Raw genomic sequence first — 25,409 nt, 5'->3', positions numbered from 1 at the left:
TTATCGGTGGTTGGCCCGAAATGCGAATACTAAGCTGTCACATCCCTGTCAGCGGTTGCATTTTGGTTGGCCGATTGATGTTGTGTCTGCAACGGAGGGCAAGCACTATGATAGCTAGCCCGGCACGACAGGAAAAAGCGTTCGCTTTAGGCAAACCTAGGCGGTTAATAGTTTGCCAGGATAAACGTGTTCAGTGCGGTGGGAGGGCTGCAATAAATTTGCAGCAAGCTTGGTCGTGTCGCTTTAGCTATTGGACCTGATGATATATGGCCAATCAAACAGCTAGGCAATACCGGGATGGTGGACGATTTCTTGCGCTACCTCATGTTGTCTTGGAGTCAGAGGCTTTTAAATCTTTGACGGGTCAGCAAATTAAACTGCTACTGGATATTGCAATGCAATTGACTACTAACTATTCGAATAACGGACGTTTAAGCGCGTCCTGGCGTTATCTGAGTGAAAAGCGGGGTTGGACAAGCAAAGACACAATTCGTAGAGCATTAACGGTCCTTGAGGAGCGAGGTTTGATTCTATGTACTCGCAAAGGGCGGATGCCTAACGTAGCCGCGTGGTATGCAGTGACTTGGCACCCGTTATTTCATCATAATGATATGGACGTAGGACCGCAGGCGCTTCCTCGTGGTGCTTATCGATTGTGGACTCCATAAAGTAACCGTCTTTGCCCGAAAATCGTACTGATGATACTGCCTATAAGCCCAGAAATCGTACCTATAATTATCCTATCAGGCCCGAAAACCGTACTTATATGCGGTTTTTTTAGGGGTGCCTTTGCCCGATTTTCGTACACTATCTAGAAATACCATCTGCAAAGTAACGGAACATAAGCAAATAATAGAGTAAGCGTCCGACCAATACCGTCTAGCTTTCCCACATAAATCTCATCAAACTAAATGTCCATTAATTTTAAATGGACATTTAGTTTGATGAGCAACTCATCTATCTCTGTTGTTGAGCCAACGAGCCAACCACGCCGCCGTTATACCGTTCAATTCAAACGCCAGGTTGTACAGGAATCGATGGCCAGAGGTGCCTCAATTGCCCGCGTTGCCCTGACGCACGGGCTGAACGCCAACCAACTGCATAACTGGCGTTGGCAATATCGTCGGGGTGACTTTGGGCCGGTTAGTCAGGACGCTACGTTAGTGCCAATACATATTAATGCGCTGCCCGCAGGGCGGCAAGCAGAACATTATGCCTCAACGGCTCGAGGTGTTGAAGCTGACGCTGTTGACACGACGGGGCGAATTGAACTGCATCTTGGCCATGCAAAAATTGTCGTACACGGTGCCGCCGATCCGCGCGCATTGCAATGCATGATTGAGCTGTTGCGCACATGATTGGTCTGCCGGCAGGAACGAAGGTCTGGCTGGTTGCAGGGGTAACCGATATGCGCCGCGGTTTCGATGGCTTAGCGTCCAATGTGCAATCCAAGTTAGCCGAAGATCCGTTCAGTGGACATGTGTTTGTCTTCCGGGGCCGCAAGGGGGATCGCTTAAAAGTCTTGTGGTGGAGCGGCGATGGGATGTGTCTATTGGCTAAGCGTCTAGAACATGGGCACTTCGTGTGGCCCAGTGCAGAATCGGGTGCCGTTTACTTAACCCAGGCGCAGTTGTCGATGCTGCTTGAAGGGATTGATTGGCGTCGACCTCAGCGCACGCATCGCCCACTGCGGGTTTAAATGATTCAATGCTTCGAAATGCGCATTTTTATTAGGATTTTAGGCGTTTAAATGCATTAGACATAGCCGATATTTGGTAAAATATCGGCTATGCAAAACGCACTCACTGCCTCTTCTGATCCGGCTGCTTTATGGGCAGTAATCAAGGCATTGCAGCAAGAAAATGACTATTTGCGTTTGCAGTTAGCCAAGGCCCGGCACGAACGCTTCGGGCGCAGCAGTGAGCGTAGCGGTGATCTTCTAGCGCAATTAACGCTGGGGTTAAACGATGAACCCGATACGCCCAGTCAAGCCAATGGTATTGGCGTTCATAAACCCGTTGCTCTAAAGCGTGCGCGTACCCCTGCACGTCAAAGTCTGCCCGACTTCTTGCCGCGTGAAGAGCAGGTACTGGCGGCAAACGATACCTGCGGCTGCCCGGCCTGTGGCGGCACGCTCAAATTCCTGGGCCAGGACGTCAGCGAAACGTTGGAGTTCGTACCCTCCAGCTTCAAGGTGATTCGTACGGTTAGGCCCAAGCTGGCTTGTGGGCGCTGCGACACCATTGTGCAGGCGGCGGCGCCATCACGCCCGATTGCCCGAGGGCTGGCCGGCCCCGGGTTACTGGCCCAAGTGCTGGTAGCCAAATATTGCGATCATCAACCTCTTTACCGGCAAAGCGCTATTTATGCCCGTCACGGTGTGACACTACCTCGCTCTACGCTGGCCGATTGGGTGGCTGGCAGCAGCCAATTACTGCGCCCCTTGGTGCAAACGTTGCATCGTTACGTAATGGGTGGCGATAAGGTACATGCTGACGATACACCCATACCGGTGTTGGCCCCAGGGCGCGGAAGAACACGTACCGCCCGTTTGTGGACCTACGTGCGTGATGATCGCGCATTCGGATCCGCGCAGCCTGGCGCTGTATGGTTTGCTTATTCGCCGAATCGTAAGGGTGAGCACCCGCAGAAACATTTAAAGCCCTTCCAGGGCATTGTGCAGGCAGATGGCTATGCCGGGTTCAATGCCTTGTATGCCAGTGGACGAATTCTTGAGGCTGCTTGCTGGGCCCATGCACGGCGCAAATTCTATGAAATAGCCGAGCAACAAGCCAGCCCTGAAGCGCTGCATGCACTTGAGCGTATTGCGCAGCTGTATGAGATTGAAGCGCAGATCCGGGGCAAACCGCCCGATGTGCGTTGCCAGGTGCGCCAGGCCCGTGCCGGACCACGGCTCGAAGCGTTTTACGCCTGGCTAAACGATACGCTACGATCTGTCTCACGCAAGTCGGCACTGGCGGGTGCCATTCGCTATGCCTTGGGTCGCTGGGCGGCGCTCACGCGCTATGTTGATGATGGCCGTATTGAGATCGACAATAATGCGGCCGAGCGGGCCTTGCGTGTCGTAGCCCTGGGGCGCAAGAATTTTTTATTTGCCGGATCAGATGCCGGTGGCCACAGCGCGGCGTCCATTTATAGCCTGCTGGGCAGTGCAGTGCTAAACGGCATGGAGCCCATGGCGTACTTGCGCGAGGTGCTGGCCCGTATTGCCCAGCACCCTGTAAATCGAATCGACGAGTTGTTGCCATGGAACCTAAAGCCACACTGCACCGGACAGGATCGCGCCGCCTGAGCTCAAATAAGGTGACGCCATTGCATGGCTATGCGATGGTGTTGCGCATTGAGTTGTGCGATAGTAAGCCGCAGATCTATCGCATCATTGTGGTTCCGGCAAATATCACCTTGCGAAAGCTGCACGTCACCCTGCTGCGGGCGATGGGTTGGGAAGGGGGGCATTTGCATGAGTTCATTATCAACCACACGCATTACGGTGAACCGCACCCGGACTTCTTTGAGCCGGACGTGAAAAACGAGCAACGGGTTCGTCTGGACAAGGCATTGGGTGGCATTGCCACCTTCGATTATGTCTACGACTTCGGTGATGCCTGGTGGCATAAAATCAAACTGCTGGAGCTGGCCGAACTTGACGGCCCTCTGAAATCACCCTGGTGCCTGGATGGGGCGTATGCCTGTCCACCTGAAGATGTTGGCGGCATCCCTGGATACGAAGAATTCCTGGAGATCATGGCGGATACGTCGCATCCTGAACATGCGGATATGAAGCAATGGTGCGGCAGGACATTTGACCCCGCCCACTTCGACCTGGATGATGTCAATGAACGGTTAAGCGAAATCCAGCTGTAACGCAAGACGGTAATGGGCGTACGCTTACATAATAGAAAGGAGTAAGCATTAGAGAATTCAATTTGTTCTAGGGCCTGATGCTGTCCATTGGATGGGTTCAGCTGAAATCCTTTAACGCAAAGGTGATTATTTTTCGTTGTTAGGGTTGGTCAGTATCAAGTTGGTGTTTGACCTAGAAGCAAAGTTTGCGAAGCAGTACGTGCGCACGCGAGCGAAAACAAAAAATTTTCGACTTGTAGTAGGTTGTGGTTTTGGTTTTTGGCTTTTTTAAGCTTCCAGATCTATTCTTGTGAAGTCGGTCCGTATTACAGCGGCGCTTACATCGAGCACACAACAAACTGTTAGGTCTCGTACTTATCTTGTATTACTTAAGGCAAATGGCACGAATTTGATCACCGAATGGAGACGTGGCAGCGTATAAGAGATAGCGGCCACTTGGACTAAATCGTGGGTCCCACTCGTTCTCTGCCGTCCCAATACGTCTGATGGCCTTTTGATCATGGCTGTCATTCCGCATCGTGAATACATCAAAATTTCCTCCCTCTCGCTGAGCAAATGCGAGCAGCAATCCATCCGCTGAAACAGCCGGATCCCATTGCTCATAGTCGGACTGCATCACAAGTCGCTTAGCGGAGAGTGGTTCGTCGCGTTTCTTTGTGTAGACCTGGTATCGACCAGTCGAATTATTGATGAAATATATATCGCCATTTGTACTAGCGAATGGTCTCCAACTTTCTTCGCCAGGTATGGTAATTGGTCTCGGCATACCGGCGGACTCGGTCAGTTCATACAGAACGGGAGGTTGTTGATCAACATGCTTATATCCCGAGAAGTAAATGGCATTGTCTGATCCGACATTCGCTATTGCGCCTTGCAACTCTTGGTCCACCAGTAGTTGTTTTGCTTTTCTGTCCCGGAGGTCAAAGACCATCAGACGGCGATCGTCCCCAGAGCGCTGAGTGAAGAGAATGCGCTGCTCATCAATCCACGTCGGATGTTCAAGCCCCAAGGGATCACTACTTCGAAAAACCTCTTCCATCATGCCAGACACGATATTCAAAATGACAATCTCGCTTCCATCTAAGTGATTGCGCTGGAACAAGAGTCGCTGATCTGAACTGTCGAAGCTTGGGTAACGTCCTCGAAGAACATTTTCATGAAGGGGTGCAGTTAAGAGTGATTTTCCGCCTACTCGAAGATCCGGACACGTAAATGACTCTTGAGGAGTAATTGTGTTTTTTTCCCCAATGATCTGATGGAGTGTCTGAGCGATCACTTCTGAAGCCCATTTCGATCCGTAATTATTAAAGTGGATATGGTCGTCGTAGAAAAGAGTCGGCTTGTCTGATAGGGCCTCGAATGCTCTCGCGAGATCGATAATTCCAGCCGATTCTGTTTTTGCAACACTACGTATTGCCTCATTGAAAATATCCTGCTCTACGGACTGCCGACCAAGTGGTTGGGTCATTAGGACTGGCAACTGGCCATTGGCTTTGATAACAGCGATGAGGTTTCGGAGGCTCTGCTCGAATATGTGAACGCGGCTTGATGCGACCCCTGAATAGGCATCAAGAGTCCTCTCGCTTACTTCGATACCCTGTCCGTTCTCTGCCCGGTTAATTCTTCGAATTACAGCATCAGAGAGGAATAGCAAATTGCTATTAAGACGTGCCCAGTCCCACACGGATCGGATCAACTCCGTTCCTGCGTCTATGAGTCCAATCGATGTGGCCTCCGAAGAATGTGAAAAATCAGATCGATACGTTTCGTTCAGCGTGAGCCGTAGTCTGTCGTTGATGTTATGCATCACGACAACCACCTCAGCATCGCGGATGCTGCTGGAAGGATGATTTAAATAGAGATTTATGCTGTCGTGCGATGTGTGGCCGCGCACTCCCGCATTTAGACCTTCAAAACTTTGACTAGAAAACTTGCTCAGCTGAAATGCCGCAAGAAATGGGAATCGATACTGCTCATCGACCTCATTATTTTCAGTAGTAGATCCCCCGAGAAAAAGTATTTTCCGTGTCGAGTCTTGATATCGAATGTCCGGTGGTCCAAGAACAAGACCGAATGAGTCTGTCCGTAGTAGTCGCTTAAGTTCCGCATCAGGTTGTTCGTTTATAAACTCGTCAGCCAAATGGGGGCGGAGCCAGCGCGTTGTGGTCATCAACGGAGCGGACTGATTAAGGAATGTCCTAGTCTCAATGCGTGTAAGTTTGACGTTTTCGGTCCAACCTGCAATTAACTCGGCCAAGGCAAGTGTGCCGCCCAAGAGCGCAATTGCTACAGCTATAAATAGGACTTTCTTTGCTCGTTCGCGAAGTGTAGACATTTCAGTATGAAACTAGAGTATGGTCAATCGAGTGCATAAAGCTCATGATGCGGGCCGGGCGACACGACGGTTTGTTCGCTCTTCTCAAGAAAGCAGTTTCCCACGACGAGCACGTCAAGCCCAGTGCCAAGAAAACATTTGAAGGCATCTTCAGGAGTGTTTATGATTGGTTCGCCTCTAACGTTAAACGACGTGTTGACCAACACCGGACATCCGGTCATTTCCTTAAAGCGGCTTAACAGTCCGTGGAACCTAGGGTTTAGATCGCGACTCACAGTCTGGATCCGTGCAGTCCCGTCCACATGTGTGACCGCAGGTATGGTTGATCTTTGCACTGCCTGCTTATCCAGTCCGCTTACCTTATCGAAGCTGTCATTTCCTGGAATCCGCTGGTGCTCCGCCACTTCCCCCACTAACAACATATAAGGGCTAGTTTCGCTTAGGTCGAACCATTCTTTTACATCTTCCTCACGGACGCTGGGCGCGAAGGGACGGAATGACTCCCGAAATTTGATCTTCAGGTTGAGCTCCCGCTGGGCAGTCGGAGATCTGGGATCGGCGAGTATGCTTCTTGCCCCCAGCGCACGTGGGCCGAACTCCATACGACCGTTCATCCAGCCAACAGCCCTTCCATTCGCGAGAGCCTCTGCAGTTTTAGTCAGCAGCTGGCTCTCTTCGAACACATTGAAGCGAGCACCGCACGCTAATAACCGTTGCTCGATATCACTCTGAACATATTCGGGCCCTAGGAAAGCACCCTTCATTTCGTCGGAGGAGGATACAACGCGACTTCTGCCAAGCAGCTGGTAATTTAGGGCCAATGCAGCACCGACGGCTCCCCCTGCGTCTCCTGCTGCAGGCTGAATCCAGAGCCTATCGAAAATACCAGCCCGAGCCAGCTTACCGTTGGCAACACAGTTCAACGCCACACCTCCAGCAAGACACAAGTTTCGGGCACCAGTTTGCAGTGATATTGCTCGGCCTAAGCCCAATACAATTTCTTCAGTTACGGCTTGAATAGATGCGGCGATATCAAGATGGCGCTCTTCAAGTGTTGTCTCAGGTGTACGCGGCTTCCCCCCGAACAAATCATGAAAAGCTTCACTCGTCATAGTCAAGCCCGTACAGTAATTGAAGTAGTGCAGGTTGAGAGCGAACGACCCGTCGGTCTTGATGTCAATGAGATTATTCTTAATTAGACCTGCGTACTTTGGCGTCCCATAAGGTGCCAGTCCCATCACCTTGTACTCGCCGGAGTTCACCCGAAAGCCTAGGTAGTAAGTGAATGCTGAGTAAAGAAGCCCAATCGAATGAGGAAATTGAATCTCTTGTTCAATCGTCAGGCGATTTCCTTCCCCGAGCCCGACTGATGTTGTCGTCCACTCCCCAACTCCGTCCATCGTAAGAATTGCAGCCGAATCGAACGGCGAAGGGAAGAACGCACTCGCGGCATGACTTAGATGATGCTCAGAGAAAGTTAAGCGGGGCTTCCAATTCACATTCTCATCAATGTGCTCATTCAAGTCGTGCAGTAACTGAGATTTCTGAAATAGTTTGTCCTTAATCCACTCGGGAAGAGCCTTTGAAAAGCTGCGAAAGCCTCGTGGAGCAAATGCGAGGTAAGTTTCAAGTAGCCTTTCAAACTTGAGAAACGGCTTGTCATAGAAGACGACGTAGTCGACTTCAGAAGGTTTTGTATTGGAGTATCCCAAACAGAACTGGATCGCATTCATCGGAAAGCTTGCATCATGTTTGATTCGTGTAAATCGCTCCTCTTGCGCTGCACACTCGATCTTTCCATCTATGAGAAGGCACGCAGCAGCGTCATGGTAGTAAGCGGAAATGCCAAGAATACGCATATAGTCAGAAAATCGTGTAGACGAAGGGCGCAAGAATTGAACCTTTGGCCGCGACCATCAAACCGCCCAACGCGAGCATGATCAGAATAATTGGAAGAAGCCAGAGCTTTTTTCTGGCTTTAAGAAACTGAAGCAGCTCGTACAACAGACTCATAGGATTATTAATATTGTTGGTTAAAGAAATCTTTTGGCTTACGCTCGGGCGGCGGCCGCTGAATCCAATAAGTAGAGCATCTGCGCCGCTTAAGCCTGAGAGCGTCTCGACCAAGCGACCGGGAAATAAGGGCAGTAGGAGTCACAATTATGAAGTAGAGCGCTGTAAGAACCAGGGGGTTTACAAACGCTCCAAGCCGCTCACCAAACCATAGCCAGGCAAGCTTGAGCCTCCCGAATTTATTAGGGCAAAGAATCACCATAACTATCAAGATGGTCGTAAGTAACGCCAGCGACTGCGCGATAGCTATACTTTCTTTCCAAAAGGCGTAGGAAGCAGCTAATGCAGCAGCCGCACAGAGCAGTATTCCGAACGCCCTGTCTGAAGCCGTAGGCCTAGCCATCGGTTGAAAGAAGTAAAGTCGTGGAACTTGATCTCAAGCTAATTTCAGTTTTTGAAAGTAGGGTGTCGATGACCACAAGGACTCCTCACAAAAAGGGGGTCAGCGATTGACTGTACCCGTTACGAATACCTGATGAAAAGAATCCACCGCATTCGCTCTTCCGACGACAAGGCTCACATTCCTTCGCAAACTCGTTTTTCCAATCTGAGATGGACTTGACGTAGACTGGAAAGACGTCTGCATTGACCAAGCAAAGGGGATGGTTGTAGACCGCCGCCCGGATGCCGTAGCTTGTTAAAATTTGTACTGCTTCGCTGAGCTGATCCTTATATTCGACTGGATCGACCCAAAGAGTGTCGATGTTTGCTCTGGCGAAACCAATATTCTCGAGGCCCATCAAAGCTACCTGATCAACAAAGAGCAGATTCCTAGCAATGAAACTGGCCAGCTCGGGTAAACCATCGCACGTTTGTTTGTGGATAACTACTCTTATCTCGACCCTCTGCTTGTAGCGCTTGAGATTAATTACGCCCCGCACCGTCTCGTCAAACGCGCCTTTAGATTGAACAACATAGTCATGCAAGCTGGCGTCAGCTGAGTAAATTGGTATTCCGATCATTAAATCGGGATGCTCTACCTGAGCGTAGGCCTTAGCGTATTTCTCATCGGCAAAGGCTCGTCCATTAGACAGCACGTGTACACTCGTTTTGGGTAGCCAGTTTTTAATGTGTTGGAGCAACTTGATGAAGCCACCCCCGTAGATTGTGGGCTCTCCTCCAGTGAAACCAATTTCTGCTGTTTCACGGGGTATCATTTTGATAGCTTCGAAAGCTTCATTGAGGAGCCAACTATCATCAACGCGTTTAGGTGGCTGAGAACACATCAGGCAGTAGTGATTACACTGCTCCGTGAGCAAGATACTGTTGTGGCTTGAATTGGCACGAAAGATTGATCGAATACGGCCATCGGGAGATAAACTCACGACATCCCCATCACCAAAGTAGTCAAACTCTGGACCTAGGCGGGTTATTTTCTCGGGTGGAATTCCTTCGAGCGAGGCACCCGGAAGAGCGAAGTAGCGCTTGAAGCCGCTAGGTGCAGTCGAAGAGTCTCGTGCGAGAAATGCCTTCATATCCCGTAAGGGCGAGGGCAAAGTGGCATTAGTCGACAGGCTATAAAGACCTGGTTCCTTGGTGTCAGAAGCAACCTCCGACTTGCGAATTACTCTACCCGAAAGCGTCAGCATCTGTTGGCCCACCCCATAAAGATAGTTTTTACTTTGGGGTCAGACCTCATCCGCTCCAGAAGGAGCTTAACCACGCCCATGATGCGCTTGCAGAACTCGGATTCTGGCTTTCTGCCGAGCACATCCCCATGCATTGCGTAGTGGAATACTGGATCAGCGCCACACCAGGGCTCAAAAGCACAGTCACTGCACATGGGAGCCGACAACGTGAATGAGTCTTCTAGTGGGCCAAGTAGCGCTTCATTGGTAAATACATCTTCATAGCTGCTCGTGTTCAGGTTGCCGATTTTAAAGGTCGTGTCACCCATTTCACGCAACATTCGACTTTCGTCCGACGCGTAAATATCACCGTCATAGTTGAAGACTACTGCACCAATGCCAGCACCAGATGGGTTCATTAAATCAACGAAGCCAGGATCGTTCGACGTCAGCATTTTGGTCAGCATTAGCGCAGCGAAATGCTCGGTGAACCTGACCCCCTGCTTGTTGACTTCAATAATGTAGTCGAGCCCTTCCTCGTAAAATTTTAGCCATCTTTCGACGTTGTATGCGCCATAGCTCTTAGTTTTGATCGCAAATCCATAAGGCGATAAATGGCGTAAGAAGATTCCATCAAAACCAAGTTTTAGGTACTCGTCAACAATGTCTCTAACTCGAGTCAAGCTGGCCGGAGACGTAGTCATTAAGGCCGAAACAGCGTCATAACCTAGCGCACTGCGCGCCTTTTCAAGGCCTTCTACGAACCGTGCGTGGCTGTCACGGCCGGGTCTGGGGCGGTTATGATTGTGTAAGTCTTCAGGACCGTCGAGTGAGCTGGACAAATAAATTTTATGTGACTTACAAAAAGCCAAAACGTCGTCGGTTACGAGTGACAAGGTGGTTGTGATAACAAACTGAAGATCACGTTGCTGAGTTTCATTAATTTCTTTGGCCCTCAGTACGATATGCTTGACCAAGTCGAAGTTGAGCAACGGCTCACCACCTTGGAACTCGATCTTGATGGCAGGGTTCGGTGATCGAAAGACAATGGCGAGGGCTTTTTCGGCCATGTCTATAGTCATATCAAAGGCAGCCCTGTTCTCAGATTGGCGTGATACCTGGCAATACTGGCAACTATGATCGCATCTCAGCGTTACCACGAAAATATGCAAGTTGGTGAAGTTTCGGAGCTTGCTATATTTTGTACGCGTTTTAAGACCTAAGAGCTCAACACTGGCCTCATCCCCAAGCTCTCGGATGAAGTGGCGAGAGCGCATCAAGGAGTAAGTTTTGCTACTTGGATCGAGGTTCTTGTTAACTGTAGCGCGCAACTCATCACGTGAGATGAAAGCAAATTCGCCCACGAAGTTTGTGATGACAACATCATCTTCGCTTAATGGTTCGAACTTAAAGGGCAGCAATTCATACTGACCTTTATTGGCCTGATACTCAACAAGAGGTTTAAATTTTGTCACCCTTGTAACCCCGTGCGTGAAAACGTATAGGCCAAGATCAAGTTGCGAACAGCCTCTGTCTCTTCTTTTATCTGCTTTCGTAGTTGTTGATCTAGCAGTTCACGCTTGAAGTTCGCGACGTGATCGTCGAGTCTCTCTTCGTGACCTTCAACAGGATCGATTGTGCAAACCAACTCATCTCCAACTGGTTCGATCAAGATCGTGAGGCGATCAATGAACCTGTAGGCGGCTTTTTGCGTTGCTTCAATACTGTAGATTTCTTTGTTTAAATTTAATTTCATTATTAATTTCCAAAGAAAAAAGTCCTCATACGGCGGACTGCCACTCAAGTGATGAAGGGCTTAACTAGCGGCTCGAATAGTGAGACCTGTGAGAACTGTGGGAACTGTGGGAACTGTGAGATCGGTGGGAAGAGTGATACGCCATCAGCAGACCAGAATCTTCCGATTTTTTGAGAATAAAGTCGTATTCGTCGCCATTTGTGTTCTTAACGGTGAAATTCTCACCCAAAACCGTACCTTGGCTCACAGTGGCGTTGGGAGAGTCTTTAGCAAACGAGGCACTAGATACATTTCCGGGACTCGGTGCTGCATCGGCGGCAAAAGCTGCCGCTAAGCTAGCGAACGCAGTAAGAAATTTTTTCATAGAATTCTCCTAAAGTTTCGTAACACCTTATCAGCTGGTTATAGAAATCGCAACATAATTTGATAGAGCCGCCCTCCATTTCGCATTTTGTCTGAGGCGCGTCGCAGTTCGGTCGAATGTATCGTCAAGCAGCCAAGCCACGCATTGCGGTACCGTTTTACAACCGACCTACAGCAAACCCGTAGGGAAAACGTTGCCGTAAAAGAGCTGCTGGGGCACGTTGAACCTGGAATCACTACGATCTACAAGCTCGGGCGTTGTTACTGGATCGGTTGCAAATAATGTCTGGTAGTAGTTATAGTCGCCTTGCCGTTCGCATGGGGATTCCCGGACGTGCTGTTCTGTGAAGGAAACTTCCTTGGGCATGTTTGCTCCTACAAAAATGTGTAATTGGAAGGTTCTGATTAGGCTGGTCCCAGCCGGGCGAATGGCGTGCAAACGGATAAAGCGAGCACATTCTTGCAATATTTCTTACATTGCTTTGAATAGGGCTATATCGCTCTATTCGTTGAGCTAATCAGTGTATGTTTCATTTCCACTATAGAGATTTAAAGGCAGTAGAGTTACATACTGTAGTATATTAAGCAGTAGTCCGCCACTCTTCGTGCATGAGCACGAACACAGTTCCCATTAAAAATGCAGCACGCAGTCGAATAGCTGCGAATTTGAAGCGACTGCGTATCGAACAAGGTCTTAGCCAAGAGCGCATGGCTGAGTTGGCTGATTTTCACCGAACGTATGTTTCTCAGCTTGAACGATGTGTTACCAACATTAGCATTGATGGGCTAGAGCGAATCGCTCACGCGCTGGGTGTCGATGTGGTGGACCTGTTGCTAGAACCTGTGCGAGATAAAAAGGAAGATGGGTGAAGGGGTGCGCGGCCGTTGAGGTCGTGGTTCTGTGGGCAGAAACCTAATGGATGATGTTGCCGATGTTATCGCTGTCGTGTAACTGAGCCTATTTACTTGACCTTGTAGGACAAATTGGGGGTAAAACCGAAGGATTTGTCTAAAGTGTTTACAAAGTGCTTACATAAACCCAGAAAGCAAAAACGCCACCCGATTAAAGGTGGCGTAAGTGCTTGATATTCTTGGCTCCCCGAACTGGGTTCGAACCAGTGACCTGCGGATTAACAGTCCGTCGCTCTACCGACTGAGCTATCGGGGAATTGAAAGAACAATACTATAGCACACAAAAACTTTTATAGGCAAACTAGCCTGCTGTTTAGTTCTTCACCTGACCACATTGGGGCCCGGGCGGGATAATACCCCATTTAACCATGAACGATGGGCTGCGCTTGGAGCGCGACCAGTGTTGTTCGAACTCCCCCTTTATGCCGGCCGACTCATAAAGCGCAATTAGTTGGGGGGACCAATATCCTTTTGCTTGGGGTGCGTAAACCACGAGTGCGCCGCAATTCAATGCCGTTTCCGGATCAAGCCAAGGTGACTGGAAGTAGTTGGCACCAATGAAAACCTGGGTGTTGCGATTCAGGTTCAGGGCGATATTACCGCCAAACCATCGGTCCGACGCCACCAGGGGCACGGGCGTATTGGGAACGTGTTGTTCCCATATTGCATTAAGTTTGCCTGCGAGCTCCGGCCCGGCGAAAACCGAGCGGGCGTCGCGCCCGGCATATTCGGCAATGGGGCCGCGCGCCAGCCCGTACGCGAGTGCCATGATCAGTTGCATTGCAACCGCCAGAACCAGGGTGCGTTGCAGCCAGATACGGTCGTTGCCTTTCAGTTTCCAGAAGGCGTAGAAGCCGAACAGAATAAAAAAAGTCGTGCCCCACGATGCGGTCAGGTTGGTTCCCAAAGCTGCCGAAATGGCTACCGTTAAAAGAAAGGGACTCAGCCCCACCCATAACAGGAACTGCCGCGCGCCCGCATTCAGCATGCCCGCATAGGTTTGGTCGGTGGCCAGGTGAAGCGTTTCAATGGGCTTGCGTCGTTGCCAGTACCACAGCGCACCCCAAAGCAGAACCATGGGGCTCAGGCGCGCCAGTTGGTCGAGCACGAACGCGATAATACTTTGCCATGCTTGCGAATAGCTGTTGCTTTGCATGGAGGCGTCGGCGTACTGCAGGGGAGCGAAATGGTGGCTGATTAGCCACAGCAAGTGCGGTAGCAAGACAACAAGGAATATGCAGGCGCCTACCAGCAAGCCTTTTTGAACTGATTTGCGACGCAAATCCCCATGCACAAGCATGAAAAGAAAAAATGCAGCGAACTGAACCAGAGCACTGTATTTGGTGAGCATGGCCAAGGCAGCCACGAAACCCAGCGCGGCCCAATTAACCAGGGAGTCGAATTTCAATGCGCGATAAAACAGCCAAATGCAGGCGGCAATTGACCAAAGCTGCGCCGTATTATGGTTGTAGATGGTTGACCGAAGCGAAAAGTACATGGTGACCGACACCATGACAGTGGCCAGGAGGGCGCGTCGCGCGGAAGTAATCTCACAGCCGAAAAGGTATACAAAAACCAATGCCGCCGCCGACATAAGCTGCCCGGCAAAAAAGGAAACCCAAACTTCCCGACCGAATAGTTCGACAAGTACATACAGAATCCAGGTGGGGAGAGGAGGGTGTTTGGCGTACCCCCATTCCAGGCTGGACGCCCAAATAAGCCCTTCCATGCCATCCAGGTAGGGGGCCCGATGGCTCGCAGCAGTGGATATCGTCCATAGCGCGATCATCCCTAAAAGATAAATGATCAGCACCAGTAGTGGAGCGACTGATGAATTGTTTGATGATGAAGCGGGCATTCGGGAAGGGATGAGGCTCATTTTTCGGATGCGTTCGGGGTTAAGTAAACGGTTTGCAGAAGTTTAGCGGTATGATGGCTGCTTGTCCGCTTTTGGAAGCGGATCGGCTCAAATTATTGGAACATACGGAGCATACATGGGCGAAAATGGTACGTATTACCGCAGCTTTGTGACCCTGTTAATTGTAGTGTCACTGGCATTCGGTTGGCTGTTGCTGCCTTATTACAGTGCGATCTTCTGGGGGGCTGTCCTGGCGGTGAGTTTTTCGCCCCTGCACCGGCGTATTACCGAGCGCTTTCCCCGTTATCCGAATTTGTCCGCACTCGCCACATTACTCATTTGTCTTGTCATTGTGATTTTCCCGCTGCTTGTTCTCATTAGTGCTTTACTTCGGGAAGGGGCATTGATCTACCAGCGCCTTGAAAGTGGTGAGTTGAGTCTTGGCTTGTACTACGAGCGTATAGTCGATGCGTTGCCCGATTCCGTGCACCAATTATTGCAAGAGCTTGGGCTGGGGGATATGTTCAGCCTTCAAGAGAAATTGTCGGCAGGCGCGCTTGAGGGCAGCAAGTTTATTGCAGGCCAGGCCGTGAATATAGGGCAGAATACCGCCGGAGTGCTCATTAGTCTGGGCATTATGTTGTATTTGCTCTTTTTCCTGTTGCGTGACGGCGCCCACCTGGCTCGTACGGTTAAGCTGCTTATGCCATTGGACGACGAACATAAACTTATGCTCATTCAAAAGTTCATCACGGTGGTGCGTGCCACGATCAAGGGCAATATTGTGGTTGCCGCCACTCAGGGCGCGCTAGGCGGTTTCATTTTCTGGGTGCTGGGAATCGAAGGGGCTTTGTTGTGGGGTGTCATTATGGCGTTCCTGTCGCTATTGCCTGCGGTGGGTGCTGCAATTATCTGGTTCCCGGTTGCCGTGTATTTCCTGGTTACGGGTGCCTATGTTGATGCCACCATTCTTATTGCGTTCGGCGTGTTTGTTATCGGCCTTGTCGATAATATTCTGCGCCCGTTGCTGGTTGGCAAGGATACGAAAATGCCCGATTACGTCGTGTTGGTATCCACCTTGGGCGGCCTGGCGACGTTTGGGTTGAACGGTTTTGTTATCGGCCCGTTGCTGGCGGCGTTGTTCATGTCGGTATGGTCATTGTTTCCTGCGGCAATCAAAACGCACCATGGGCGCTAGCTAAAGATTTCAACTGAGTGGACGTTAAACGTTTCAGTGCAAATAAAATTATTGCGAATGAGTCATAGCCATGAGTGAAAACCAGAGCCCGATGGAGCCGATTGACGATATCGATCCGGATGATCCTTATACGTTAACGGCGCCGCTGGAAATTCAGTCGGTATTACGTAATATTAAACTCAGTAAATCACTGGTTCACGTATACGTGCTCGGTCAGGAAGCGTCTGCCATTACCACGGTGCTCGACGTCGACTCAAAAGAAAACCGCTTGATTGTCGATTCCTTCAATGACCCCATGGTGACGCAGCAGGTGCAGCGCGCTCGCAAGCTCGTTGCCCAGGTCACGCTTGATCGCATTCATGTCAAGTTTGTGTGCCCGCCCCTGGCGCCCTGTGAGTTCGAAGGTAAACCTGCGCTTCAGGCCGCAATGCCGGCGGCTTTATCGTATTTACAGCGTCGGGACGCTTACCGAATCGAAACCCCGGTCGTCAATCCGGTGATCTGTACTATTACGCTTAGCGAAGACACTAAAACGCGCAAGGTTCGTTTGCCGCTTGCCGATATCAGCATTGGTGGAATAGGGCTTTACGATGAGCAGCAGTTACCCGAGCACTCTATTGGGACGATTTATGAAGATTGCCAGATCGCGCTGCCCGAGGTGGGGAATTTAACAGCTGCGTTGCGTATTCAACACGTAACCGACCAAACCCTTACCAATGGCAAAACACGTTTGCGTTTGGGCTGTGCGTTCGTGAACCCGTCGAATTCCGCCATTAATATGGTGCAGCGCTATGTTGGGCGCCTTGAGCGTGAACTATTGGCCAAAAAGCGCGGCTTTGTCTGAAAACTCGTGCCGTTTTAGAAGGCGTTTTCAAAAAACGCTATAATCGCAACCCTGAATCTTTCAGCCGATGTAGCTCAGTTGGTAGAGCAGCGCATTCGTAATGCGAAGGTCGGAGGTTCGACTCCTCTCATCGGCACCATTTAAGTACCCAAATATAAAATCCAGCTAATTGCCAGTAACGTGCTTGCCAGCGTTACCGGTACCCCGCCGCCAACCATAATCAACAGCATGGCGCCCAATAGCGCGGCACCGGTATATTGTGCCGATACAATACCCCCATACAATTTCTATTTGGTCAATAACAACATCGGAGAGCTTGGATGGCTTACGACAGCAATAATATTTTTGCCAAAATTCTGCGTGGCGAGGCGCCTTGTGTAAGGGTGTATGAAGATGAGCACACGCTGGTATTCATGGACTTAATGCCACAGGCCGATGGGCACTTGCTTGTTATTCCCAAAGAGCCGGCTGAAACCTTGCTGGATGTATCGGAAGAGGGTGCCCAGGCATGTATTCGCGTCACGCGCCGCATGGCGATTGCCGTAAAAAAGGCGTTAGGCGTTGAGGGCATTCATATTGCCCAGTTGAATGGGGTGGCCGCGGGGCAAACGGTTCCGCATTGCCATTTCCATGTGATTCCGCATGAAAAAGGGGTGGTGTTGCGTATGCATGCAGCCGAACCCGTTGCGCGCGAGGAACTGGAAGCGATGGCAGAGCGTATTCGGGCCTATTTGTAGCGTGTGACCGTTTGTTCTACCGAAACGATACAGTTTCGTCCTGGTTTAAATAAATGGTTGTGGTGCTGGGGGGCGTGTGTGCAATAACGCGCCCCGCACGCACAGAGTAATGCGCATGAACTTGACGGCGCAGGGCGTCGAAGCCGTTGGTTGCGGGCAGGATGACCAGGTTGGCGGCTTTACCTTCCTGCACACCATAATTGGCCAGGCCCAGGGTGGTGGCGCTATGTGTGGTGATCAGGTCGAGCCCCTCGTCCAGTTCCTGGTAGCCCATCATTTGGGTAATATGCATTCCCATGTGCAGTACTTGCAGCATATTGGCTGTGCCGAGCGGGTACCAGGGGTCGAACACGTCGTCATGGCCGAAGCACACATTCAGGCCTTCGGCCAGCAACTCTTTAACCCTGGTAATGCCTCGGCGTTTGGGGTAGGTGTCGAAACGCCCTTGCAGGTGAATGTTTACCAAAGGGTTGGCGACGAAGTTAATGCCCGACATTCTTAGCAAACGCATCAGGCGCGAGGTATAGGCGCCGTTGTAGCTATGCATGGCAGTGGTATGGCTGGCGGTTACCTTCGCGCCCAGGCCCTCCCGGTAAGCCAGCATCGCCAATGTTTCCAAAAATCGGGATTGTTCGTCGTCGATTTCGTCGCAATGCACATCGATAGGGCGGTCGTACTTCATGGCCAATGCAACGGCTTTGTGCAGCGACTCAACGCCCAGTTCGCGTGTGAACTCAAAATGGGGAATCGCGCCGACCACGTCGGCGCCCATGCGCAGGGCCTCATCAAGCAATTCCTCGCCATTGGGATACGACAAAATACCTTCTTGCGGGAAGGCCACGATTTGCAGATCAACCCAGGGCGACACTTCACTGCGCACCTCCAGCATGGCTTTCAAGGCCATTAAGGAAGCATCGGAAACGTCAACGTGGGTGCGTACGTGTTGTACTCCGTTGGCAATATGCCATTTCAGGGTGGTCCACGCACGGCTTTTGACGTCTTCCATGTTCAGCATGGATTTGCGCTCCGCCCAGCGTTCTATGCCTTCAAACAGTGTCCCCGATTGGTTCCAGTTGGGTTGCCCGGCCGTTTGGGTGGTGTCCAGGTGAATGTGAGGCTCTACAAATGGGGCGATCACCAAACCTTCGTGTGCATCAATACAGCTTGATTTCCCATTTTCGGGCAGAGTCTCGCCGACGGGAGCGATACGTTCAATACGGTCGTTTGAGAGTTGAAGTTGCCACAAACCGTCCTGTTGGGGCAAGCGTGCGTTGGTAATGTGCATATTGATCTTCAGGCAAATAGAATGGCAATATTTAGCGCCAGGGCCAGTGTCCAGACCAGGCTGCGAAGCGTGCCGTATCCACCGATATAGCAAACCAGGTAGCCCAGGCGCACGATAATCCAGGCGCCCATCAGGCCGGCCAGCCAACCTGGGTCGGCGTTTTGGTGCAGGGCGTACAGGCAGGCGGCAAAGAAAAACGGCAAGGCTTCAAAAGTGTTTGTTTGCGCCGCATTGGCCCGGGCACGCCAACCTTGCAAAGCAGCCAGCCATGGGCGGGGTTGTTCATTGTCGAAGCCTTTGGCACCGGCTTTTGCGCACCCGGCCGCAACAATCGGGAGTAGGGCGGCAATAAGAAACAACCAGGTGATGGTATGCATGATGACTCCTTGGAAACAAAAAACAAGCAGGCTAAGTATTCGGCCCGGTACCGCGTGGCAACCCAAGATTGCGCAGCTTTTCGCCCTGCATGACCTTGGTTTCAATGTCCTCTAGGCGAACGCGCCGGGTTTCCGGCAAGTAAATGATGCTGATGATGAGGGACATGAGGCAAACCACCATGAAAATGCCAATTGTGGCGCTTAGCCCGATGGTATTGATGACCGACAGGAAAGTAAATGCAATGGTGGCGTTGAAAAGCCAACTGATTGACGAGGCGACGGCAATGCCGTTTTCACGGATTGCACTGGGGAAAAGTTCAGACATCATGACATAGGGTAAAGGCCCCAGGCTGATGGCAAAGGCAACGATAAAGAGGCACAAGCCAATTAAGCCAATATAGGGCATGGCATAGAGTGAAGCCAAAATGACCAGCGCCAGACCGACCGTCATGAGAGCGGAGCCGAAAATCAGCAATGGACGTCGCCCGGCGTTGTCGACCAGTTTCAGCGCAACAATGGTAGCCAGAAAATTGGCCAGCCCGAGCCCGAACGTGGCGGCCAGTGACGCAGTGCCGGGCGCAAACCCCAGTGTCTGGAAAAGGTGGGGAGCATAGTAGAGGATGGCGTCGATGCCGCTGAAATTCTGCAGAATGAAAAGCGTACTGCACAGCACCAGCACGGCCACAATGCTGGTGCGGGATTTTTTTGTGGGGGTGGCGGGGTGTGCTGCAGATGGTACATGCGTGTTTGCATCGAGGCTTTCTTCCTGGCGTGCCGCTTCGTGCCACTCTTGCTGCAAGGATAAGGCGCGGGCAGCGTTGCCGGCGTCTTCCAGCCGAGACTTTGCACTTAGCCAGCGTGGGCTTTCCGGAAGATTAATTAAAACCCAAACACCCAAAATGCCGGGAATGATGCCAACGCCCATAATGTAGAACCACGACCAAGACGACACGAATAGCAGAGCAACGGTGTACGACAATAAAATGCCCGCGGTGATGGCAAGTTGAAAAAGGGCCACGACGGCGCCGCGTTTTCGGGCCGGCGTGGCTTCAGCGGCATACATAGGTACGACCATGGACGACAGCCCGATCGAGATGCCCAACGCCAGGCGCGCGGCGATCAGAACGCCGTAAGCAGGTTCGGAAAGAATCACGGCATATCCGGCCAAAGTTAAAGCGAATGCCAGATACATAACAGGGCGTCGTCCCCAACGGGACGACAACGGGGCGGCCAGCATGGCGCCTGCAAAGCAGGCGATGACCAACGTTGAAACCAGTGTTTCCTGAGCACTGGTATCCAGCTGGAATATCACGGCTAAGCGTTCCAGTACGCCGGCAATAGAGGTGATGCCAAAACCAAACAAAATGCCGAAACAGCAAACCAGGGCGGCAACGCGATAACTGGGGTCCAAACCTCTCAAAGCACTGTCCTTTTTTATTGGTTATTCCGCATAGACTTCAACGGTTCCTGACTTTACACTGTGCGACGCTGTCCGACCACCCCTTGTCGTTCTGGAGCTACCCGTTATGTCGTCGAATTCTGCATCAACGTCCGCCGAACAACTGGCCATTGATGGTGGCCAACCAGTTAGAACAGCACCATTACCCTGGGAGTTTCCAGGCGCAGGATGGATGAATGAAGAAGAGCGCGAATTGGTTATGCGGGTGGTCGATGCACACAGCCCATTCCGCTTTTACGGGCCGCAGGCCCAGCATATGGTCGACGTTTTCGAGAAAGAGTGGTGCGAGAAATATGGGCACAAGCATGCTTTAGGCGTGTCCTCCGGCACGGCTGGCTTAAGCATTGCCATGTCGGCACTGGGGTTGGGTCCCGGCGACGAGGTACTGGTGCCCGGATATTTATGGGTCAGTTGCGTATCTGCCGTTGTGCGCTCGGGTGCTATTCCCCGCCTGGTGGATGTCGACAAAACATTTTGCCTGGACCCGAACGATTTGCGAGAAAAGATCGGGCCGCAAACGCGGGCGGTATTATGCGTTCACATGAGCGGGGCCCCAGGGCGGATCGACGAAATTGCGGCTCTATGTCGGGAAAATCGTCTGGCCCTTATTGAAGACTGTGCACAGGCTTCGGGAGCCAGCTTTAAAGGGCAGGCCGTTGGCACGTTTGGTGATATCGGTGTGTTCAGTTTTCAGTTAAACAAGAACATGACATCCGGTGAGGGCGGCATGGTTGTCACGCAGAGCGATGCGTTGTTCAAACGAATCGTTGCGTTGCACGACTTGGGTTATCCGCGTACTCCGGCAGGGCGGCTTGACACCTCCGACCCGAACACCCAGCTTTGGGGCGTTGGCGCGCGCATGCCGGAATTAACGGGGGCTATGGCGCTGGCGCAAATGCGCAAGCTGGAAAAAATTACGGGCGCGATGCGAGGGGCGAAATGGCGTATCCGCGAAGCGCTCGAGGGCACACCGGGCCTTGAGTTTCGTCATGTGCCCGATCCTGCCGGAGACTCCGGGCCTTTCATGCTGATGCTATTACCCACGGAAGATCATGCGCAACGCTTTGTCGATGCCCTGAAAGCCGAGGGTATTAGGGGGCCGGACGGCAGCTTGGCTTGCTTGACGATGCGTGATTGGGGCCTGCACTGGTATTCCAATATTCCAAGCCTGGTGAATAAGCGTTCGAACAGCGCCGATGGCTTTCCATGGTCGCATCCGCTGAATTCATTTGCAGAGCAGTACAGTTATGAACATGGCGCTTTGCCTGAGTGCGACGCGATGCATGCGCGCGGGGCATTGCTCACCATCGCCTCTGTTCTGAAAGATAACGATATCAACGACATTATTACAGCCATTAAGAAAGTATCTCGCGCGGTCTTAAGCTGAATCGATCGCCTGTAAAACAACCAATCAAAAAACTCAGGGGGAGTCAGGTGATTTATTTTGTTGCGTTGGTAGCGGGTCTTGCCGGCATTCTGTTTGGTTTCGATGAAGGGGTGATTGCCGGCGCGTTGTCGTCTTTGCGCGCCGAGTTTCAGATAACCTCGTTGGAAGAGGGCATGATGACGGCCGCCGTGCCGTTCGGCGCGTTGTTCGGTGCCTTATTGGCCGGGTCGTTGGCCGAGCGTTTCGGTCGTCGTCAAACCTTATTGTTTGCGTCTGTTTTGTTCGTGATCGGTGCGTTGTGCGCCGGCCTGGCGCCGGGGGTGTGGGTGCTGACCGGATGCCGGTTAGTGCTGGGCCTGGCGGTGGGGGTGGCCGCCATGGTGGCGCCTTTATATATCTCTGAAAGCGCGCCCAGTAAGCAGCGCGGTATGTTGGTTTCGGTTTATCAGCTTGCCATTACCATTGGTATTCTTTCGGCCTATCTGGTGAATTTCGCCTTCGACGATAAGTGGCGCACTATGTTTATGCTGGGCGCTTTGCCGGGTATTGCCCTGTTCCTTGGCATGGCGGTTTTGAAAGATACGCCGCGCTGGTACATTTTGAAAGGGCGTACCGAAGACGCACGACGTGCCCTGCAACGGGTCCGTGGCACGTCTGTAAGTCAGCATGAAATTGAATCAGAGCTTGGGCATATCAAAGCGGCCATGGACACGGGCGGTTCGGGTCGTTGGGCCGATTTGCTGGCACCTGTCGTCTGGCCGGCGTTTATTGTGGGTATCGGGCTCTTTTTCCTGCAACAGCTAAGTGGCATTAACGCCGTTATTTACTATGCGCCTACGGTCTTTCAAGAGGCCGGTTTTGATTCCGGCTCCACCCAGCTCATGGCTACGATTGGCGTCGGGGTGGTTAATGTACTCATGACGTTGGTTGGTATGTATCTTATCGACCGCATCGGGCGTCGTCGCCTCTTGTTTTTGGGGTTCGTGGGTACCGCGTTGGGTTTGGGCATGATTGCCGTAGGCGCGGCAACCGGGATACAGTCGCTCGATATTCTTGCCGTCATCGGTATGGCGCTTTATATAGCGGCTTTTGCCGCCAGTATCGGTCCTTTGCCGTGGGTCATGATGGCTGAAATTTTTCCGTCTCATGTGCGTGGCATGGCGATGGGCGTGACCTCACTTACCAATTGGGGTTTCAATTTTCTGGTGGTGTTTTCGTTTCCGGTTCTGGTCTCGGCGCTTGGGCTGGGCGGGGTGTTCGGCATTTACGCGTTGGTCTGTGTTGCAGGCGTGATCTTTACCTATTTGCGTATTCCTGAAACCAGCGGTGTTTCGCTCGAAGACATCGAAAAACATTTGTTGTCGGGCCGTCCGTTTCATATGTTGGGCCAATTTGCGCCGCCACCTATGTACACCGATGCTCCGGACATTACCCAGGATCAGGCGCATGAAATGCTGACGCAGCTTGTCGAGCTTAGTCCGTATCGTGCCTATTTACGCCCTTTAATTAACAGAATTAGCGAAGTAGGTTATGACAATCACCAGGTTCGCACGGCGCTGCGCATTGTTCATGCACGGGTAAGCCGGCAGTCGAGACAAACGCTGACGCAGCACGATATGGGGTCCGAACGCGAGACTTTCGTGGCGTTTTTTGAGCATATCCGGTTTGCCTCGCCGTCGTTTCTGGAATGGGTTGGAGAGCCGCAAGTGGACAACAAAGGAGATTCGCGTGGAGCGTGACTATGATTGCGATGTGTGTATTGTAGGAACAGGCGCAGGGGGCGGCATTCTTGCTCATCAGTTGGCCAAGGCCGGTGTGAATGTCTGGTCGCTTGAACAAGGTCCACGTCTTCAAGACGATTTCTTTAAAACGGTTATGCCACCGGGTCCGGGCTCCACTTTCGGTATAGGTCGGAACACTGTTTGGCCCAGCGATCCGCACGACAGCCTGTTTGTTCATCCCTTGTTTGCCGACGGTCAACACGGCTCAACAGCGCGACCCGAGGGGGGCTTTCAGCATTTTCAGGTTTTGGCGGTTAATGGGCTGCAAAACTTGTGGAATGGGGTCAGCGTGCGGTTCGCCCGTGAAGATTTCAAGTATTGGCCAATTGAAGGCCAATCGCTGGATTCACATTACAGTGCGATCGAAAAACTCATTACAGTCTGTGGCACACGTGAAGGTCTTGATGCGCTTCCGGATGGCGAATTCATTGAGCCCAAGCCTTTGCGTCCGGCCGATCACATGATTGTTGATGCGGTACAAAAGCTGAAAGATGGCTATTCTTATGCGATTCCCAATCGTAAAGCCATTAATACGCGTCAGGGGATGGCCACGTCTTGTGTATCCACCGGTATTTGTACCTCGGGCTGCCCGGTGGGTTCGGTATACAAGTTTACGGCACGGTTATTGCCTGAAATTACCACGCTGGCAAACTACCGTTTGGTTTCCAATGCAAAGGTGTTGCGTGTGTTGCGCAGTGCGCAGCGCAATGATCAAGTTGATGAAGTAGAGTACCTCGACACGCAAACGCAGGAAAAGCGTCGGGTTCGGGCACGTGTGGTTGTGTTGGCAACGGGGGCCGTCGAAACGCCCCGCATTTTGTTCAACTCGGCAGATGCAACCGACCCCCAGGGTTTGGGGAATGCCGGCGATATGCTGGGTCGCGGCTTGCAGGATAATCCTAAGGTGGTGTTGTCCACTTCATTGCGTCGGCTGTGGGGCAAGCAGCGCGATTACGACATTGGTTACGGCGATTTGCTGATCTTAATGTCGCGCGGCAAGTTGGCCGATGGCGCCGAATTTCCGTTTATTGGTCACGCCATTCACGGTATTCCCGATGTCCCTCACTATCTGGGTCAAATGAAATGGATGCCGCCACGCATCAAGGAACGGATGGCAAAGTACCTGTTTTACAGTTACGTCACGCTCGGGCTCTTTTGCGCCGGCGAGCGCAAACTCGACAATAAAGTTCGGCTCGCCGACACCACGGATCGTTACGGGGTGAGGCAGGTGGCGGTTGATTTCACGATGCCGGAATCGGTTCATGAGCAAATGGATGTCATGATGGCATGGGGCCGGAAAATTCTGAAGTCGGCTTCTTCCACACTGATTTATGAAACCCGCGACAACAGTGGCACCGGCATTCATTATGCGGGTACCACCGCCATGTCGGCCGATCCGTCCGAAGGTGTGGTTGACAGCCATCTGCGCGTGCATGGTTTCGATAACCTGTACGTGTGTGATGGCGGCGTCGTTCCACATTTGCCGGATAAACACCTCACGCTGACCATTATGGCGCTTTCACACCGTCTGGCGCAGCGCTTGTCGATTCAGTTTCAGTCGCTTGAAGTGCAAACGGGGCAAACCGCCTGA

Annotated in this window: 22 protein-coding genes and 2 tRNA genes; 12 read left to right on the top strand and 12 right to left on the bottom strand. The window is 51.7% G+C overall.

Translation table 11 applies throughout. The annotated features are described in order from the left end of the window. The first annotated feature begins 944 nt into the window (after positions 1-944). From tnpA to CJO09_RS01975, 4 genes are all read left to right on the top strand, one after another. Positions 945-1,358 (top strand): IS66-like element accessory protein TnpA, encoded by a 414-nt coding sequence (gene tnpA, locus CJO09_RS01990; RefSeq protein WP_119440852.1) that lies wholly within the window; start codon positions 945-947, stop codon positions 1,356-1,358. Further along, positions 1,355-1,699, top strand: a complete 345-nt coding sequence (gene tnpB / locus CJO09_RS01985; RefSeq protein WP_114420214.1) for an IS66 family insertion sequence element accessory protein TnpB — start codon at positions 1,355-1,357, stop codon at positions 1,697-1,699. The genes tnpA and tnpB overlap by 4 nt, the downstream gene beginning before the upstream one ends. A 90-nt stretch (positions 1,700-1,789) precedes the next feature. Beyond that, positions 1,790-3,313: an IS66 family transposase gene (tnpC, locus tag CJO09_RS01980; RefSeq protein ID WP_119440851.1), complete on the top strand. Its 1,524-nt coding sequence runs from the start codon at positions 1,790-1,792 to the stop codon at positions 3,311-3,313. Beyond that, entirely contained in the window at positions 3,268-3,885 is a 618-nt protein-coding gene (locus CJO09_RS01975; protein ID WP_119440850.1) for a plasmid pRiA4b ORF-3 family protein, read from the top strand. The genes tnpC and CJO09_RS01975 overlap by 46 nt, the downstream gene beginning before the upstream one ends. A gap of 364 nt (positions 3,886-4,249) precedes the next feature. Here the strand turns inward: CJO09_RS01975 and CJO09_RS01970 are convergent, their stop codons facing one another. From CJO09_RS01970 to hxsA2, 7 genes are all read right to left on the bottom strand, one after another. Beyond that, a complete protein-coding gene (locus CJO09_RS01970) occupies positions 4,250-6,220 on the bottom strand; it encodes a GDSL-type esterase/lipase family protein (RefSeq protein WP_119440849.1) in 1,971 nt (656 codons plus the stop codon). 23 nt (positions 6,221-6,243) lie between these two features. Next, positions 6,244-8,079, bottom strand: a complete 1,836-nt coding sequence (locus CJO09_RS01965) for a carbamoyltransferase family protein (protein ID WP_119440848.1) — start codon at positions 8,077-8,079, stop codon at positions 6,244-6,246. A gap of 4 nt (positions 8,080-8,083) precedes the next feature. Continuing rightward, positions 8,084-8,233, bottom strand: a complete 150-nt coding sequence (locus CJO09_RS15890; protein WP_342772181.1) for a DUF5989 family protein — start codon at positions 8,231-8,233, stop codon at positions 8,084-8,086. 488 nt (positions 8,234-8,721) lie between these two features. Then, positions 8,722-9,882: a His-Xaa-Ser system radical SAM maturase HxsC gene (gene hxsC, locus CJO09_RS01955; RefSeq protein ID WP_119440846.1), complete on the bottom strand. Its 1,161-nt coding sequence runs from the start codon at positions 9,880-9,882 to the stop codon at positions 8,722-8,724. Continuing rightward, positions 9,876-11,336, bottom strand: a complete 1,461-nt coding sequence (gene hxsB / locus CJO09_RS01950; RefSeq protein ID WP_119440845.1) for a His-Xaa-Ser system radical SAM maturase HxsB — start codon at positions 11,334-11,336, stop codon at positions 9,876-9,878. Before hxsB ends, hxsC begins: the two co-directional genes overlap by 7 nt. Beyond that, a complete protein-coding gene (gene hxsD, locus CJO09_RS01945; protein ID WP_119440844.1) occupies positions 11,333-11,617 on the bottom strand; it encodes a His-Xaa-Ser system protein HxsD in 285 nt (94 codons plus the stop codon). The genes hxsB and hxsD overlap by 4 nt, the downstream gene beginning before the upstream one ends. A 64-nt stretch (positions 11,618-11,681) precedes the next feature. Then, a complete protein-coding gene (hxsA2, locus tag CJO09_RS15670) occupies positions 11,682-11,981 on the bottom strand; it encodes a His-Xaa-Ser repeat protein HxsA2 (protein WP_218961010.1) in 300 nt (99 codons plus the stop codon). A 608-nt stretch (positions 11,982-12,589) separates the two neighbouring features. On the opposite strand from hxsA2, the gene CJO09_RS01930 reads away from it, so the two are divergent. Continuing rightward, positions 12,590-12,850 carry a helix-turn-helix domain-containing protein gene (locus CJO09_RS01930; RefSeq protein WP_119440842.1) on the top strand — a complete coding sequence of 87 codons (261 nt, stop codon included), beginning with the start codon at positions 12,590-12,592 and terminating at the stop codon, positions 12,848-12,850. Between the two features lie 222 nt (positions 12,851-13,072). On the opposite strand, the gene CJO09_RS01925 is transcribed toward CJO09_RS01930, so the two are convergent. Together CJO09_RS01925 and CJO09_RS01920 are read right to left on the bottom strand one after the other, a co-directional pair. Beyond that, a tRNA-Asn gene (locus CJO09_RS01925) sits at positions 13,073-13,148 on the bottom strand. 57 nt (positions 13,149-13,205) lie between these two features. Further along, positions 13,206-14,771 (bottom strand): glycosyltransferase family 39 protein, encoded by a 1,566-nt coding sequence (locus CJO09_RS01920; protein WP_119440841.1) that lies wholly within the window; start codon positions 14,769-14,771, stop codon positions 13,206-13,208. Positions 14,772-14,886: 115 nt separating this feature from the next. Between CJO09_RS01920 and CJO09_RS01915 the strand changes: the two genes are divergently transcribed. From CJO09_RS01915 to CJO09_RS01900, 4 genes are all read left to right on the top strand, one after another. Next, positions 14,887-15,948, top strand: coding sequence for an AI-2E family transporter (locus CJO09_RS01915; protein ID WP_119440840.1), 1,062 nt, complete (start codon positions 14,887-14,889; stop codon positions 15,946-15,948). Between the two features lie 70 nt (positions 15,949-16,018). Continuing rightward, complete coding sequence (locus CJO09_RS01910) at positions 16,019-16,792, top strand: flagellar brake protein (protein WP_119440839.1); 774 nt, start codon at positions 16,019-16,021, stop codon at positions 16,790-16,792. A 63-nt stretch (positions 16,793-16,855) separates the two neighbouring features. After that, a tRNA-Thr gene (locus CJO09_RS01905) sits at positions 16,856-16,931 on the top strand. Between the two features lie 181 nt (positions 16,932-17,112). Then, the gene (locus CJO09_RS01900; protein WP_119440838.1) at positions 17,113-17,529 is read left to right on the top strand and encodes an HIT family protein; all 417 of its coding nucleotides are present in this window, start codon (positions 17,113-17,115) and stop codon (positions 17,527-17,529) included. A gap of 16 nt (positions 17,530-17,545) precedes the next feature. On the opposite strand, the gene CJO09_RS01895 is transcribed toward CJO09_RS01900, so the two are convergent. From CJO09_RS01895 to CJO09_RS01885, 3 genes are read right to left on the bottom strand one after another with little or no spacing between them, the layout of a single operon-like run. After that, positions 17,546-18,814: a cytosine deaminase gene (locus CJO09_RS01895; RefSeq protein ID WP_119440837.1), complete on the bottom strand. Its 1,269-nt coding sequence runs from the start codon at positions 18,812-18,814 to the stop codon at positions 17,546-17,548. An 8-nt stretch (positions 18,815-18,822) separates the two neighbouring features. Then, positions 18,823-19,191, bottom strand: coding sequence for an MAPEG family protein (locus CJO09_RS01890; protein WP_119440836.1), 369 nt, complete (start codon positions 19,189-19,191; stop codon positions 18,823-18,825). A gap of 31 nt (positions 19,192-19,222) precedes the next feature. After that, positions 19,223-20,611: a sugar porter family MFS transporter gene (locus tag CJO09_RS01885; protein WP_218961009.1), complete on the bottom strand. Its 1,389-nt coding sequence runs from the start codon at positions 20,609-20,611 to the stop codon at positions 19,223-19,225. A 106-nt stretch (positions 20,612-20,717) separates the two neighbouring features. Here CJO09_RS01885 and CJO09_RS01880 point away from each other — a divergent pair, with 106 nt between their 5' ends. The 3 genes from CJO09_RS01880 to CJO09_RS01870 are packed head-to-tail and all read left to right on the top strand — an operon-like array spanning position 20,718 to position 25,409. Then, positions 20,718-22,037, top strand: a complete 1,320-nt coding sequence (locus tag CJO09_RS01880) for a DegT/DnrJ/EryC1/StrS family aminotransferase (protein ID WP_119440835.1) — start codon at positions 20,718-20,720, stop codon at positions 22,035-22,037. Between the two features lie 47 nt (positions 22,038-22,084). Next, entirely contained in the window at positions 22,085-23,776 is a 1,692-nt protein-coding gene (locus CJO09_RS01875) for a sugar porter family MFS transporter (RefSeq protein ID WP_119440834.1), read from the top strand. Further along, the gene (locus CJO09_RS01870) at positions 23,766-25,409 is read left to right on the top strand and encodes a GMC oxidoreductase (protein WP_218961008.1); all 1,644 of its coding nucleotides are present in this window, start codon (positions 23,766-23,768) and stop codon (positions 25,407-25,409) included. The genes CJO09_RS01875 and CJO09_RS01870 overlap by 11 nt, the downstream gene beginning before the upstream one ends.

Origin of the sequence: Neopusillimonas maritima (genome assembly GCF_003576595.1) — a bacterium.
GTDB classification, from domain to species: Bacteria; Pseudomonadota; Gammaproteobacteria; order Burkholderiales; family Burkholderiaceae_B; genus Neopusillimonas; species Neopusillimonas maritima.
This window is presented reverse-complemented; position numbering and strand designations above follow the sequence as displayed.

Bases quoted from the DNA above. Each gene is read 5' to 3' on its own strand.
- tnpA (WP_119440852.1), top strand. From the start codon at position 945: ATGAGCAACTCATCTATCTCTGTTGTTGAGCCAACGAGCCAACCACGC.
- tnpB (WP_114420214.1), top strand. From the start codon at position 1,355: ATGATTGGTCTGCCGGCAGGAACGAAGGTCTGGCTGGTTGCAGGGGTA.
- tnpC (WP_119440851.1), top strand. From the start codon at position 1,790: ATGCAAAACGCACTCACTGCCTCTTCTGATCCGGCTGCTTTATGGGCA.
- CJO09_RS01975 (WP_119440850.1), top strand. From the start codon at position 3,268: ATGGAACCTAAAGCCACACTGCACCGGACAGGATCGCGCCGCCTGAGC.
- CJO09_RS01970 (WP_119440849.1), bottom strand. From the start codon at position 6,220: ATGTCTACACTTCGCGAACGAGCAAAGAAAGTCCTATTTATAGCTGTA.
- CJO09_RS01965 (WP_119440848.1), bottom strand. From the start codon at position 8,079: ATGCGTATTCTTGGCATTTCCGCTTACTACCATGACGCTGCTGCGTGC.
- CJO09_RS15890 (WP_342772181.1), bottom strand. From the start codon at position 8,233: ATGAGTCTGTTGTACGAGCTGCTTCAGTTTCTTAAAGCCAGAAAAAAG.
- hxsC (WP_119440846.1), bottom strand. From the start codon at position 9,882: ATGCTGACGCTTTCGGGTAGAGTAATTCGCAAGTCGGAGGTTGCTTCT.
- hxsD (WP_119440844.1), bottom strand. From the start codon at position 11,617: ATGAAATTAAATTTAAACAAAGAAATCTACAGTATTGAAGCAACGCAA.
- hxsA2 (WP_218961010.1), bottom strand. From the start codon at position 11,981: ATGAAAAAATTTCTTACTGCGTTCGCTAGCTTAGCGGCAGCTTTTGCC.
- CJO09_RS01930 (WP_119440842.1), top strand. From the start codon at position 12,590: ATGAGCACGAACACAGTTCCCATTAAAAATGCAGCACGCAGTCGAATA.
- CJO09_RS01920 (WP_119440841.1), bottom strand. From the start codon at position 14,771: ATGAGCCTCATCCCTTCCCGAATGCCCGCTTCATCATCAAACAATTCA.
- CJO09_RS01915 (WP_119440840.1), top strand. From the start codon at position 14,887: ATGGGCGAAAATGGTACGTATTACCGCAGCTTTGTGACCCTGTTAATT.
- CJO09_RS01910 (WP_119440839.1), top strand. From the start codon at position 16,019: ATGAGTGAAAACCAGAGCCCGATGGAGCCGATTGACGATATCGATCCG.
- CJO09_RS01900 (WP_119440838.1), top strand. From the start codon at position 17,113: ATGGCTTACGACAGCAATAATATTTTTGCCAAAATTCTGCGTGGCGAG.
- CJO09_RS01895 (WP_119440837.1), bottom strand. From the start codon at position 18,814: ATGCACATTACCAACGCACGCTTGCCCCAACAGGACGGTTTGTGGCAA.
- CJO09_RS01890 (WP_119440836.1), bottom strand. From the start codon at position 19,191: ATGCATACCATCACCTGGTTGTTTCTTATTGCCGCCCTACTCCCGATT.
- CJO09_RS01880 (WP_119440835.1), top strand. From the start codon at position 20,718: ATGTCGTCGAATTCTGCATCAACGTCCGCCGAACAACTGGCCATTGAT.